Here is a 12,763-nt window from a genome sequence, read left to right as displayed (position 1 = left end):
ACGCCCGGACTCGCTCACGCGAATCAGGCACTGACGTGCCCGATCCGCGGTCGGCCGTGCCTGGCCGACCTGAGAGGTTGAACTCGCAACCTCTCAGTTGCCGTTGCCGCGGCGCGGCAGCATCCGGCGCAAGGTGTCGTCATGCATGAAGTAGTGGTGATACAGCGCCGCGGCCGCGTGCAGGCCCACCAGGTAGTAGCCGATCGTGCCGATGGTGCCGTGCAGGTCCTCCAGCCGCTCGCCGAGCAGTTCGTCTGGCGCGATCAGCGCCGGCAGCTCCAGGCCGAAGAACGGGATCACCTTGCCGCCCGCACTCAGGGTCAGCCAGCCCAGCGCCGGCATCACGACCAGGAACGCATACAGCAGCAGGTGCATGATCCCGGCCAGGTGATGCTGCCAGGCCGGAAGGCTTGCATCACGGCGCGGCGCCGGCGTCGTCAGGCGAATCGCCAGGCGCAGGAAGACCAGCGCGAACACGCCGAGCCCCAGCATGAAATGCCAGGTCTTCAGGCCGGCGCGCAGGCTGCTGCCGCGCGGCGCCAGTTCGTGCAGCTCGATGCAGGCGTACACCGCGACCAGCAGCGCCAGCATCAGCCAGTGCATGCCGATCGACAGCGGGTGATAACGGTCGGTGGTGTTCATCGGATTCATGGGAAGTTTCGCCGTCGGCATTCGGAACAGATGGCCGGGCATCGACACGAGTCGTGCAAAGCCGGGCACAGCATGGACCGCACCGGCGCGCCCGGGATTGACCTCGGTCAAGTTCCCTTCCGGGGACTTCGGCGCATCCGCCGATTTTCCCCGCATCCGCACGGAACCGCTCCGACCTGACCCATGTCAACGCAGCTCGCCGGATCAGCCGCCACGATGCGCCGCGAACTTCCTGGCTTCGAGGTGCACATGCAACTGGTCTGTCCTGCCGGCAACCTGCCGGCGCTGCAAGCGGCGATCGACGCCGGTGCCGATGCGGTCTACGCGGGCTTCCGCGACCAGACCAACGCCCGCGCCTTCCCCGGCCTGAATTTCAGCGACGCGGAGCTGCGCGACGGCATCGCCTACGCGCACCAGCGCAAGCGCAAGGTCTACCTGGCATTGAACACCTACCCCGACAGCGCGCGCCTGGCGACGTGGTACCGCGCCGTGGACAAGGCCGCCGAGTTCGGCTGCGACGCGATCATCGCGGCGGAGATGGCGGTGCTCGATTACGCCACGCGCACCTGCCCGGCGATGGCGCGGCACCTGTCGGTGCAGGGTTCGGCCACCACCGCGCCGGCGCTGCGCTACGCCCACGAGCGCTTCGGCATCAGTCGCGCGGTGCTGCCGCGGGTGCTGTCGATCCAGCAGGTCGAGCGACTGTGCGAAGGCTCGCCGGTGCCCATCGAAGTGTTCGCGTTCGGCAGCCTGTGCATCATGGTCGAAGGCCGCTGCCAGCTTTCCAGCTACGTCACCGGCGCCTCGCCGAATCGCCACGGCGTATGCTCGCCTGCCAGCTTCGTGCGCTGGGAGGAACACGGCGACGGTCGCCGCAGCGTGCGCCTGAACCAGGTGCTGATGGACAAGTTCGAGCCCGCCGAACCGGCCGGCTATCCCACCGTGTGCAAGGGACGCTTCGAGGTAGGCGGCGAGACCTTCCATGCGCTGGAGGAGCCGACCAGCCTCAACACGCTGGAGCTGCTGCCCCGCCTGGCCAAAGCGGGCGTGGCCGCGTTGAAGATCGAAGGCCGCCAGCGCGGCGTTGCCTACGTCGCCTCGGTCACCCGCACCTGGCGCGACGCACTGGACCGCTACCGCCATGCGCCGGAGTCCTGGCAGTTGCAGCCGGGCTGGCAGTCGTCGCTGTCGAAACACGCCGAGGGCCACCAGACCACGCTTGGCCCCTACCACCGTTCCTGGCATTGAAACGATGAGCACGATGAAACTGAGCCTCGGCCCGCTGCAGTATTTCTGGCCCCGCGAACAGACCCTGGCGTTCTACCGCGAGGCGGTGGAGTGGCCGCTGGACATCATCTACCTGGGCGAGACGGTGTGCAGCAAGCGCCGCGAACTTGGCACGCGCGACTGGATCGCGCTGGCCGCCGAACTGGCCCGCAGCGGCAAGCAGGTCGTGCTGTCGTCGCTGGCGCTGATCGAGGCCGAATCCGAGCTGGGCGTGCTGCAACGGCTGGTCGACCACGGCGACTGCTGGATCGAGGCGAACGATCTTTCCGCCGTGCAGCTGTGCCGCGAACGCGGCGTGCCCTTCGTCGCCGGCCCCACCCTCAACGTCTACAACCACCACGCCCTGGCGATGCTGATGACCGACGGCCTGCGCCGCTGGGTACCAGGCGTCGAGCAGGGCCACCAGCTGCTGCGCGAACTGCGCGAGGCGATGCAGGCCGAGGACCGGCCCATGCCCGAGCTGGAGGTGATCGCCTTCGGCCGCCTGCCGCTGGCCTTCTCCGCCCGCTGCTTCACCGCCCGCGCGCTGGACGTGGCCAAGGACCAGTGCGGCTTCCGCTGCATCGACTACCCCGACGGCATGCCATTGGCCACCCGCGAAGGCCGCCCCTTCCTGCGCATCAACGGCATCCAGATCCAGGGCGAGGAAATCACCGACCTCGGCCCCGAACTGCCCGCCTTGCGCGAACTGGGCGTCGACGTGCTGCGCTTGTATCCCCAGGTCGACGGCATGGCCGAAGTGATGGCGCACTTCGACCTGGCCCGCCACTCCCCGGTAGCACCGCCGCGGATCGGCGCCCGCAACGGCTATTGGCACGGCGAGCCGGGCATGCGGCCGGTGGCTGAGGCATAAGCCCAGCGAAGCCGACGCGTGGCACCGGCAGCTGTCCCAACAGACATCGCGGCCATCCTTCTTTGTTGCGGGTCGTGGTGCCGGTATCCCACGGCCGTACTCCCAACCGCCACAGTCCGCAGGCTTGCCGGATGATAGGCTGCGGCTTGGCTTTTCCTGCAGCGACGTTGGAGGGGAACGTGGCACCTGATCAGAAAGAACAGCCCAGATGGATACGGTATTTGGCGTATGCATTCGCGACCGTTTGGCTTGGCACTTTTCTATATCGTTATATCGATCCCACGTCGCGCCAAGATCGAGCAATTCTGAGAAACTTTTCGAGCCAACAGATTCTGTCCATAAGCGTCGAGCCAGCCCGAGCCGGATACCCAACTCTTGTCAACCAGACAGTCCTTATCAAGGACAGGCAGAGCATTGCGGCCTTTTCCAAGGCGTTCTCGCATCTGTCAGGCCATAACCCTGAGCATCCTGAAGTCACTAGGGCCGCCATACTTCGCATACAACTCAAAGACCGGGTGCTAGGTGGCTACCTCGAGGAGAGCAGCAATGACGGCACAGTTTTTTACTGCATGAGTGGCGTGACGAAAGGATGGGTATACGGGACCTATCTGGTCCCTGACGGCGGCGAGCTCTTCAATCTCATCAAGAAGTTCGCGCCCACGCCAGCTCCATAGCAGCCTTCGCGGAAAGCTTCTCGTCAACGCCGGTTGCACGATGCTCTTGCCTTGGGCCTTCGGGCGACTGCCGGCGATCATGTGATCTTTGGTGTGGCGTGCCCGTTGTCATCGCGTCGCGCTGGCGGTGAATCGAAAGGCGATTCCTCAGGCAGGCTGGACTGGGCGATGCATCGAGTGGCGTTGAATGGCACAGCATCGCAGTCCACTTGCCTGCAACGCACGCAAGTTCACAGGCAGCACGCTGCACCACGCTCAAAACGTATAACGCAACACCGTGAAGTAGTGGCAGCCGGTGCCGGTGAGCACGAACAAATGCCAGACGAAGTGGCTGTAGCGCAGGCGTTCGTGCAGCAGGAAAAACACCACGCCCAGCGTATAGGCCAGGCCGCCGGCCAGCAGCCAGGCCAGGCCGCCCGGCGCCATGTGCAGCCATAGCGGGCGGATCGCGATCAGCGCCGCCCAGCCCATCGCGACGTACAGCGCGGTGGACAGCCGATGGAAACGCGCGCCGACGGCAAGTTTGAAGATCGCGCCCAGCAGGGCCAGGCCCCAGATCACGCCCAGCATCGACCAGCCCCAACCGCCACGCAGCACGCCCAGCGCGATCGGCGTGTAGGTGCCCGCGATCAGCAGGTAGATCGCCGCGTAGTCGAAGCGCTGCAGCAGTTCCTTGATCCGCAGATGCGGGATCGCGTGGTACAGCGTGGACGCGAGGTACAGCAGGATCGCGCTGGCCCCGAACACCGTCGACGCCACCACCGCGGTGGTGCTGCCGCTGCGCAGTGCGGCAATGACCAGGATCGGCAGACCGGCCACGGCGAGCAGCAGGCCGAGGCCATGGCTGATGCTGTTGGCGATTTCCTCGCCGAGGGTGGAGTCACGCGAGAGCGCGGGCGCGGCCGTGGGAGACATGCGGAGAAGCTCGGAAGAATGGAGCGGCTGCCGCGAGGGCAGCCGCAGGACGCGCGGGCTCAGACCCTGGCAAACACCAGGGTGCCATTGGTGCCGCCGAAGCCGAAGCTGTTCGACATCACCGTGGCCAGCTTCGCTTCCCGGCTTTCGCGCACGATCGGGAAGCTTGCGGCTGCCGGATCGAGGTCGCTGATGTGGGCGGAGCCCGCCATGAAACCGCCGTTGAGCATCAGCAGGCTGTAGATCGCCTCGTGCACGCTGGCGGCGCCCAGCGAGTGGCCGGTCAGTGCCTTGGTCGAGGACAGCGGCGGCACCGCGTCGCCGAACGCTTCGCGCACCGCGTTCAACTCCACGATGTCGCCCAGTGGCGTGGCGGTGCCGTGGGTGTTGAGGTAGTCGATCGGCGCCTTGACGTTGGCCAGCGCCATCTTCATGCAGCGCACCGCGCCCTCGCCCGACGGCGCGACCATCTCGGCACCGTCGGAGGTGACACCGTAGCCGACCAGCTCGGCATGGATGCGCGCGCCACGCGCCCTGGCGTGTTCGTATTCCTCCAGCACCAGCATGCCGCCGCCGCTGGCGATGACGAAGCCGTCGCGGCTGGTGTCGTAGGGGCGCGAGGCGCTGACCGGCGTGTCGTTGTGATGGCTGGACAGCGCGCCCATCGCGTCGAACTGCGAGGTCATGCCCCAGTGTTCCTCTTCGCCGCCACCGGCGAACATCACGTCCTGCGCGCCGTGGCGGATCAGGTCGGCGGCCGCGCCGATGCAGTGCGCCGAGGTGGCGCAGGCGGCGGAGATCGAATAGCTCAGGCCCTGGATGCCGAAGGTGGTGGCCAGCGTGGCCGACACCGTCGAGCACATCGTGCGCGGCACCATGTACGGGCCGATCTTGCGCACGCCCTTGTTGCGCAGCAGGTCGGCGGTTTCGATCTGCCAGCGCGGCGAGCCGCCGCCGGAACCGGCGATCGCGCCGATGCGCGGGTCGCGCACCTGGTCCGCGTCCAGTCCGGCATCTTCCATTGCCGAACGCATCGACACATAGGCGAACGCCGCGGCGTCGCCCATGAAGCGCTTCAGCTTGCGATCGATCACCGCGTCGAGATCGATGTTCGGCACGCCGGCCACGTGGCTGCGCAAGCCCAGCTCGGCGTACTCGGGCATCGCGCGGATGCCGCTGCGGCCATCGCGCAAGGCGCTGGTCACGGTTTGCAGATCATTGCCCAGGCAGGACACGATGCCCATGCCGGTCACGACGACGCGACGCATCTCAAAAACCCTCGGTGGACTGGAACAGGCCCACGCGCATGTCGCTGGCCTCGTAGATCAGGCGGTCGTCGACGAAGGTCTTGCCGTCGGCGATCACCAGGCGCAGCTTGCCGCGCATCACGCGGCGGATGTCGATCTCGTAGCGCACCAGCTTGGCCGTCGGCATCACCTGGCCGGAAAACTTCACGTTGCCCACGCCCAGCGCGCGGCCACGGCCGGGTTCGCCCAGCCACGGCAGGAAGAAGCCGCTGAGCTGCCACATCGCGTCCAGGCCAAGGCAGCCAGGCATCACCGGGTCGCCGATGAAGTGGCAACCGAAGAACCACAGGTCCGGATGGATGTCCATTTCGGCATGGATCAGGCCCTTGCCGTAGGCACCGCCTTCCTCGGAAATCCGCGTGATGCGATCGAACATCAGCATCGGCGGCGAAGGCAGACGGGCATTGTCGTCACCGAACAACTCGCCGCGGCCGCAGGCGCGCAGCTGTTCGTAGTCGAAGGAGGAAGGACGTGTCATGAAATACTCGCGGGGTGAGGAACGCCCAGTGTGCCAGCTGAGCGCCCTCCTGTCTTGACGCGCATCAACGCGATGCCGTACGCGTGCGCACTGAAAAGCTGTCGTGGTAGTGGGCGGTGTGTCAGGACGGACAGCCGCGATCTTCCCGCCAGTGTGCGCCCAGCGAGCGCGTGCGCAGGCGCATCGCGCGCAGCAGCGCCTTGCCCAGCTGCGCCTGCCAGCCGGCCTCGGCCAGCACCGCGCAGGCGTGCCACGCGTCGCGCAGCGAACGGGCTTCACGGATCGGGCCGGCCGCATGCCACAGCAGCTCGCGCAACACGGCCAGCTCGGCCGGCGGCAGGCTCGGGCCGCGCTCGACCACGCGCACCGTTCCCGCCACGACAGGCTCCGCCGCGTGGCTGAGCCCTTCGCCCAGGCGACGGCCGCAGACCACGCCTTCCAGCAGCGAATTGCTGGCCAGCCGGTTGGCGCCGTGCACGCCGTTGCAGGCCACCTCGCCCACCGCGTACAGGCCGGGCACGCTGGTGCGCCCGTCCGCGTCGGTGGCCAGCCCACCCATGTGGAAATGCGCTACCGGCGTCACCGGCAGCGCGGCGTGGCGAGGATCGAAGCCGTGCGCCAGGCACGCCGCCAGCACGGTGGGAAAACGCCGCTCCCAGTCGCCGTCGACACCGGTCGCATCGAGGCGGACGCCTCCTCCGGCCGCCTGTACCGCGGCCACGCGGCGCGACACCACGTCGCGCGGCGCCAGGTCGCCCAGCGGATGCACGCCAGCCATCAGCGCGTTGCCGTCGGCATCGAGCAGACGGGCACCGGCGCCGCGCAGCGCCTCGGTGATCAGCGGCAGGCAGTGCCCCGGTACGTCCAGCGCGGTGGGATGGAACTGCACGAATTCCAGGTCGCGCGCCGCGGCGCCGGCGGCCAGCCCCAGTGCCAGCCCCGCGCCATCGGCGCCTGGCGGGTTGCTGCTGCGGGCATACAACGCGCCGATCCCGCCGGTGGCCAGCACCACGGCCGACGCTTCCACCTGCTCATGCCGGCCGCGCTCATCGCAGGTGCGCACGCCGACCACGCGGCCTTCGCGCATCAGCAAGGCATCGACATCGACGCCGCCGCGCCATTGCACATGCACGGCCGCCTGCGCCCGTGCGCGCAAGGCCTGCACCAGGGCCGCGCCGCTGGCATCGCCGCCGGCATGCACGATGCGGGCGGCGCCATGGCCGCCTTCGCGACCCAGTTGCAGTTCACCCTGCGCATCGCGATCGAATGCCACGCCCTGTGCCTGCAACCAGGCGATCGCCGCCGGCGCCTCGGCGGTCAGCCACTGCACCATCGCCTCATCGTTGTGATGCGCCCCGGCCACCAGCGTGTCGAGTGCGTGTGCCGCGGGACTGTCGTGCGGATCGAGCGCGGCGGCGATGCCGCCCTGGGCCAGCGCACTGGCGCTGCCGCAGCCGTCATGGGCGCGACACAGCAGGCGCACCGGCGCGGGCGCCGCGGCCAGCGCCGTCGCCAGCCCGGCGACGCCGCTGCCCACCACCACGATCGGCAGGCGTGCGTGCCTCACACGCGTTCGCGCCGACCGACCGCCAGCATGCGCTCCAGCGCTGCGCGTGCGCGTTGGCTGACGTCGGCGGGGATCTCGATCGCGTGGCGCAAGTCGCGCAGGCAGGCGTAGATGTTCTGCAAGGTGATCCGCTGCATGTGCGGACACAGGTTGCACGGCTTGATGAACTCGGTCTGCGGGAACTGCGACTTCAGGTTGTCGGCCATCGAGCACTCGGTGACCATCGCCACGCGCGCCGGCCTTTCGCGCGCCAGCCACTTGCCCATCGCGGTGGTGGAGCCGACGAAATCGGCCTCGGCCAGCACCTCGGGCGAGCATTCCGGGTGCGCCACCACCCGGGTGCCGAATTGCTCGCGCACATGCCGCACTTCCTGCGCGGTGAAGCGCTCGTGCACTTCGCAGCGGCCGTGCCACAGGATGATTTCCACGGCGGTCTGTTTGGCGACATGGCGGCCCAGGAATTCGTCGGGCAGGAAGATCACCTGGTCCGTGCCCATCGACTCGACCACCTGCACCGCGTTGGCCGAAGTGCAGATCGCATCGGACTGCGCCTTCACCGCGGCCGAGGTATTGGCGTAGCTGACCACCGGCACGCCCGGATGTTGCGCGCGCAGCGCCAGCACGTCGGCGGCGGTGATCGAGGAAGCCAGCGAGCAGCCGGCTTCGAGGTCGGGCAGCAGCACGGTCTTGTGCGGCGCCAGGATCTTCGCGGTCTCGGCCATGAAGTGCACGCCGCACAGCACGATCAGCTCGGCGTCGCAGTCGGCCGCGGCCTGCGCCAGCCCCAGCGAATCGCCGGTGATATCGGCCACGCCGTGGAAGATCTCCGGCGACTGGTAGCTGTGCGCCATGATCACCGCGCCGCGCTGCTTCTTCAGCTGGTTGATCGCCTCGATCCACGGCAGGTGCAACGGAATTTCCAGGCAGGGCACCAGCGGCTCCAGCCGCTCGGCCAGCGCCGCGTAGTCGTGTTCGAGTTCGTCGCGCCAGACCGGCACGGGCAGGTTTGCGAGGTCAGTCATGGTGATCGCTTTCGAGGAAAGGAACGGCGCGTCAGGCGGACTCGCCACGATGCGCCGCACGCGCCGCGCGGGCGAACCGGGCACCGCGATTGAGCGCGATGCGCAGGCCCAGCGGCACCGATTCCCACGGCAGCCGCTCCAGCAGGTTGCGCGCGGTGAGGCCAAGTTCGGTATCGCCGGTGAGGTCCAGCGCGCGTTGGAAGAACAGCGTATCGGCATCTTCCAGCCGGCCGGCCAGCAACAGCAGGTCGGTGGCGCTGCCGCGCACGCTCGCCTCGGGTTCGGCATCGACTACGCACAGGCGGTCACCGGCCAGTTCCAGCACCCAGCGCAGGCGCAGGTCGCTGACCTCGATGGCCAGCCGACGGCCGCGCATGAACTCCAGCGAGCCGTCGCGGATCGGCGCGGCCAGCACGCGCTGCATCGCCGCTTCCAGCAGGCGTTGCTGCCAGCGCAGCGGCAGGACGCGCAACAGTGGCGCCACGCGTTGCGGCGGCGGCAGCGCACGCAGCAGGCGCGGCGTGATGGAAACAGTGGCTGGAGGCATGCGCATGGTGGGCGGCATCATGCGTGGATCGACGGCGTGGACGCCTTGACCCAGGTCAACGACGAGGCCTTGCCGCGCGCAGGCATCGGCGATCGCCAGGTTCAACAACCTGCTGGCCGTCTCCGCGGGCAGTTGCACGCGCTGCGCCAGCGCCTGCGTGCGACGGCGCACCTGTTGCTCGCGCAACAGGTCACGCGACGGCACACCGCTGCGTGACTTCAACCGGCCAGCCATGGCGGCGAGCCGCCGACGCGCGGCCAGCAACACGATCAGGCCATCGTCGACGCGATCGATCGCCGCACGTACGCGGGCAAGCGCGAAACGTCCGGTGCCGGGTCTCACGGCCCGCTCTCCTGTCGAAACACTCATCGCGACTTCTCCAGCGAGCGCAGAAAGTGCCTGGCGCGACGGCCCGCGCCGAGCAGGGTCCAGCCCGTCAATGACCACACCAGCACCAGCGCCACGCCGGCCACGCGTGCCAGCGAGGCGGACGGCCAGGCCATCGCGGCCGGCAACGACAGCAGCAGCGGCTGGGCCAGCAGGACGCGACGCTTGTCCGCCTCGGGCAGCAGGCGCTGCACGCCGGGCAGCTGGATGCCGCGACCGCAGTGGCGATGCAGCGCGATCCAGCCGATGAAGGGCACGATCTCCAGCATCATTGCGGTCACCAGCAAGGGCAGCGCCAGGCCCAGCCCCACGCTGGCGGCGAGCATGCCGCCGGGCGCGATCGGCAAGGCCAGCGCGGCGCATGCCAGCGCGATAAGTCCTGCACGCCAGCTGTCCACCAGCGGTCCCCGGCGCAACCGCGGCGCGCGCCACTGCAGCCACAGGCCGGCGCCGGCGAAGATCAGCACGGGCGCGGCAACCACGCCGGCCACCGCGCTGCCTGCGCGCAGGCCGGCAACAGCCACCAGCATCGCGACCACACCAGCCAGCCACGTCGCCTGCGCCGCTTCGGGCACGCTGCCGGTGCCCTGGAACATCGGCATCACCACGCGTGCCACGGTGGCCAACAGCACCACGATCCAGCCCAGCACGCCCCAGCTGGCATGCACGTCGGTCCACACCATCAGCGGAACGGCGAGGCGCCCCGCCAGGCCCAGCGCAAGCACGGCACCGAGCGCGGCGGTGACGAGCGCGGACGCCAGCGCCACGCCGAAGCCCGCACGCAGCAGGCGCTGTCCCGCCGCCGCCAGCAGCCCGGGCACCACCATCAGCGCCAGCATGACGAAGGCAGCCGGCAGGACCATCGCCGCGGTCATCAGGCCGAAAGGCCAGCGCTGGTGCATGCCGGCCACCAGCAGCAGCACGCCGACGTTGAACAGGCCATGCAGCCACCGGCCCGATCGCTCGCCACCGCGCAGCGTCACGCCAGCGGCCGCGGGAAGAAACTGCAGGATGCTGCCGAACATCGCATTGCCCAGCACGCCGAGGGTAAAAGCGTGCACCAGTGCCAGGGTGGCCGGGCTCCAGCGCGTCCGCAGCGCGACATCGCCGTCGACGATCAGCAGCACGCCGGCCAGCACGCCCCACAACGGCACCGTCAGCAGGAAGCGCAGCGGCAGCGGCGCGGCCGGCGCCCGGTCAAGCCGCAGCTTCGTCATCGCCGAGCGGACAGCGGATCAGCACGCGGGCACCGCCGCCGGCAAGCAGCGTTGCGGTTGCCGGCCATCCGCGGGCCTGCAGCAGGTCGAGCAGCGGTGTGGGCAGCAAGGGCGTCAGCACCTGCACGGCCTGACCCGGACGCAACGCGTCGGCGGCGGCCAACGCACGCATCATCGGTTCCGGCGACGGCAGGTCGCGCAGATCGAGTTCGAGCAGCGGCGCGTCAGCGACGCCGCACACGGTGGAAAGGTTGTTCTGCATGTCACCATCTGACCGCGGATGCGCTGCGGACGCGCTGACCTGGGTCAACCCGCCCGCAGCTCAGCACCGGTCGTCTCAGCGGGCGCCGGCCAAGCCATGCTGGCCACGCCACTCCAGCTGCAACCACACCTTGGCGCTGTCGCGACCGAAGCCGTCCGCCTGGTAGTTGCCCAGCTTGACCAGGCCGCTGAGTCCGCTCGCCAGCGGGAACGCCAGCGACGCATCCCATTCGCTGCCATAACGGCCGCCACGATCGGCGCGATAGTCGTGCCACACCACGGTCCACGCCAGCTTGCCGGCAAGGCCGGCGCGACCGAAGTTGCCGTTGACGCCCACGTAGCGATCGTCAAGCCCACCGGCCGGCGTCACGTTGAACTGGTCGTTCCAGCCATTGAACGCATGCAGCGTGGCCAGCGGCGTCTGCAACGCATGCAGACCGTTGCCGCCCAGGTGTTCCCAGCCCAGCTTCGCGGTGATGCCGGATTGCGTCCAGCTCGGTTCAAGCAACCAGTAGCTGTGCGCAAAGTGCAGCGGGTTGTCGGCATGCTCGTATTGCCGCGCGCCCTCCACCGTCCAGCCCAGTCCGTTGCCATCGCGCAGGGCCTTGCCGTTCCAGCGCAGGCCATAGGTGGCGCTGGAAGCGCTGGCGACGTCGTGGTCATCGTGCAGGTAGGCATAACCGGTGAACTGCTGCGTGCCCCGCGTCCACGCCACGTTGAGCAGGTGGGTATTCAGCTTGCGCTCGCGCGCCAGCGGATTCAGCGCATCATCGCCGGCCACCCGATGCACGCGGTCGAGCCAGTCGTAGTTCACCGTCAACGCGGACCACGGCTGCCATTGCAGGGCGACGGCATCGAAGGTCTGTTCGTGCTGGCGCCAGCCGCTGTTGCCGATCCAGCGCTGGTTGTCGACGAGCAGCCGCTGGCGACCCACCGTCGCGGCGACCTGGCTGCCCTGCCAGCGCACCCAGTACTGGTTGAACTCGCTGCCCTTGGGATCGGTCACCGCCGGATACTGGCTCTGTCCGTTCGCGCCGCTGTTGTAGCGATCGCCGGCGCTGGCCACGCCAGCGCCTTCCAGCAGGCCGCTCCAGCCGTGGCCAAACTCCGCATGCAGGCCGAGCCGCAGGCGCAAGGTGTCGGCGCTCGCGTTGCGGTTGAAAGCATCATCATCGACGCCTTCATGGCGCAGGCGGGCATCCCACTCCAGTTGCAGCGAAGGCGTGGCCGACGTGGTGGCCGGCGTGACACTGGCGGACTCGCCCGCCGCCCAGGCCGGCATGGCCACGATGGCCAGCAGGCAGGCCATGGAAAGACGGTTTCTCGTGTGCTTCATCGCGTTGCTCCCTTGTAGTTGGCGGCAGTCTCTGCCTGCGGGGGCGCACCCGACCTGACTTCGGTCAAGTCATGGCGAGGGATGCCACCACTGTGACAACGCGCCGCGCAGTCCACCCAAAAGACAACGCCGTCCATGCGGACGGCGTTGTCTTTTGGTCTGTCAGGTATGGCCGTATGGACGTCCATACCTGCATTTCACCGCGGCATCAGTGTCCGGCAGGTGCGGCCGGCACTGCTGCGGCACGTGCCTTGGCCACCT

Annotated in this window: 12 protein-coding genes; 2 read left to right on the top strand and 10 right to left on the bottom strand. The window is 68.7% G+C overall.

The genetic code is table 11. The annotated features are described in order from the left end of the window. Positions 1-93: 93 nt before the first annotated feature. Complete coding sequence (locus tag UU7_RS09690; protein WP_007807793.1) at positions 94-651, bottom strand: cytochrome b; 558 nt, start codon at positions 649-651, stop codon at positions 94-96. Between the two features lie 216 nt (positions 652-867). On the opposite strand from UU7_RS09690, the gene ubiU reads away from it, so the two are divergent. Both ubiU and UU7_RS09680 read left to right on the top strand, forming a co-directional pair. Then, the gene (gene ubiU, locus UU7_RS09685; RefSeq protein ID WP_343122150.1) at positions 868-1,899 is read left to right on the top strand and encodes a ubiquinone anaerobic biosynthesis protein UbiU; all 1,032 of its coding nucleotides are present in this window, start codon (positions 868-870) and stop codon (positions 1,897-1,899) included. Positions 1,900-1,912: 13 nt separating this feature from the next. Further along, the gene (locus UU7_RS09680) at positions 1,913-2,791 is read left to right on the top strand and encodes a U32 family peptidase (protein WP_040673227.1); all 879 of its coding nucleotides are present in this window, start codon (positions 1,913-1,915) and stop codon (positions 2,789-2,791) included. Positions 2,792-3,720: 929 nt separating this feature from the next. Here UU7_RS09680 and trhA read toward each other — a convergent pair. From trhA to UU7_RS09635, 9 genes are all read right to left on the bottom strand, one after another. Then, a complete protein-coding gene (trhA, locus tag UU7_RS09675) occupies positions 3,721-4,380 on the bottom strand; it encodes a PAQR family membrane homeostasis protein TrhA (RefSeq protein WP_007807790.1) in 660 nt (219 codons plus the stop codon). Positions 4,381-4,439: 59 nt separating this feature from the next. Further along, complete coding sequence (gene fabB, locus UU7_RS09670; RefSeq protein ID WP_007807789.1) at positions 4,440-5,648, bottom strand: beta-ketoacyl-ACP synthase I; 1,209 nt, start codon at positions 5,646-5,648, stop codon at positions 4,440-4,442. 1 nt (position 5,649) lies between these two features. Further along, positions 5,650-6,165 (bottom strand): 3-hydroxyacyl-[acyl-carrier-protein] dehydratase FabA, encoded by a 516-nt coding sequence (gene fabA / locus UU7_RS09665; protein WP_007807788.1) that lies wholly within the window; start codon positions 6,163-6,165, stop codon positions 5,650-5,652. Positions 6,166-6,286: 121 nt separating this feature from the next. Continuing rightward, complete coding sequence (locus UU7_RS09660; RefSeq protein WP_007807787.1) at positions 6,287-7,732, bottom strand: L-aspartate oxidase; 1,446 nt, start codon at positions 7,730-7,732, stop codon at positions 6,287-6,289. Then, complete coding sequence (gene nadA / locus UU7_RS09655) at positions 7,729-8,754, bottom strand: quinolinate synthase NadA (protein ID WP_040673226.1); 1,026 nt, start codon at positions 8,752-8,754, stop codon at positions 7,729-7,731. Before nadA ends, UU7_RS09660 begins: the two co-directional genes overlap by 4 nt. 31 nt (positions 8,755-8,785) lie before the next feature. Then, the gene (gene ubiT / locus UU7_RS17420; protein ID WP_007807783.1) at positions 8,786-9,643 is read right to left on the bottom strand and encodes a ubiquinone anaerobic biosynthesis accessory factor UbiT; all 858 of its coding nucleotides are present in this window, start codon (positions 9,641-9,643) and stop codon (positions 8,786-8,788) included. A gap of 23 nt (positions 9,644-9,666) precedes the next feature. Further along, positions 9,667-10,905 carry a hypothetical protein gene (locus UU7_RS09645; RefSeq protein ID WP_007807781.1) on the bottom strand — a complete coding sequence of 413 codons (1,239 nt, stop codon included), beginning with the start codon at positions 10,903-10,905 and terminating at the stop codon, positions 9,667-9,669. Continuing rightward, complete coding sequence (locus UU7_RS09640) at positions 10,886-11,167, bottom strand: DUF2249 domain-containing protein (RefSeq protein ID WP_007807779.1); 282 nt, start codon at positions 11,165-11,167, stop codon at positions 10,886-10,888. The genes UU7_RS09645 and UU7_RS09640 overlap by 20 nt, the downstream gene beginning before the upstream one ends. Positions 11,168-11,242: 75 nt before the next feature. Continuing rightward, the gene (locus tag UU7_RS09635; RefSeq protein WP_050981442.1) at positions 11,243-12,502 is read right to left on the bottom strand and encodes an alginate export family protein; all 1,260 of its coding nucleotides are present in this window, start codon (positions 12,500-12,502) and stop codon (positions 11,243-11,245) included. Positions 12,503-12,763 lie beyond the last annotated feature (261 nt).

The sequence above is a fragment of the Rhodanobacter spathiphylli B39 genome (assembly GCF_000264295.1).
In the GTDB taxonomy this organism is placed as follows: domain Bacteria; phylum Pseudomonadota; class Gammaproteobacteria; order Xanthomonadales; family Rhodanobacteraceae; genus Rhodanobacter; species Rhodanobacter spathiphylli.
The sequence above is the reverse complement of the archived record's forward strand: the minus strand, read 5'-3'. Positions and strand labels throughout refer to the sequence as shown.

What these genes read in the sequence shown, in the direction of transcription:
- UU7_RS09690 (WP_007807793.1), bottom strand. Translation starts at nt 651, where the DNA reads ATGAATCCGATGAACACCACCGACCGTTATCACCCGCTGTCGATCGGC.
- ubiU (WP_343122150.1), top strand. Translation starts at nt 868, where the DNA reads ATGCGCCGCGAACTTCCTGGCTTCGAGGTGCACATGCAACTGGTCTGT.
- UU7_RS09680 (WP_040673227.1), top strand. Translation starts at nt 1,913, where the DNA reads ATGAAACTGAGCCTCGGCCCGCTGCAGTATTTCTGGCCCCGCGAACAG.
- trhA (WP_007807790.1), bottom strand. Translation starts at nt 4,380, where the DNA reads ATGTCTCCCACGGCCGCGCCCGCGCTCTCGCGTGACTCCACCCTCGGC.
- fabB (WP_007807789.1), bottom strand. Translation starts at nt 5,648, where the DNA reads ATGCGTCGCGTCGTCGTGACCGGCATGGGCATCGTGTCCTGCCTGGGC.
- fabA (WP_007807788.1), bottom strand. Translation starts at nt 6,165, where the DNA reads ATGACACGTCCTTCCTCCTTCGACTACGAACAGCTGCGCGCCTGCGGC.
- nadA (WP_040673226.1), bottom strand. Translation starts at nt 8,754, where the DNA reads ATGACTGACCTCGCAAACCTGCCCGTGCCGGTCTGGCGCGACGAACTC.
- UU7_RS09645 (WP_007807781.1), bottom strand. Translation starts at nt 10,905, where the DNA reads ATGACGAAGCTGCGGCTTGACCGGGCGCCGGCCGCGCCGCTGCCGCTG.
- UU7_RS09640 (WP_007807779.1), bottom strand. Translation starts at nt 11,167, where the DNA reads ATGCAGAACAACCTTTCCACCGTGTGCGGCGTCGCTGACGCGCCGCTG.
- UU7_RS09635 (WP_050981442.1), bottom strand. Translation starts at nt 12,502, where the DNA reads ATGAAGCACACGAGAAACCGTCTTTCCATGGCCTGCCTGCTGGCCATC.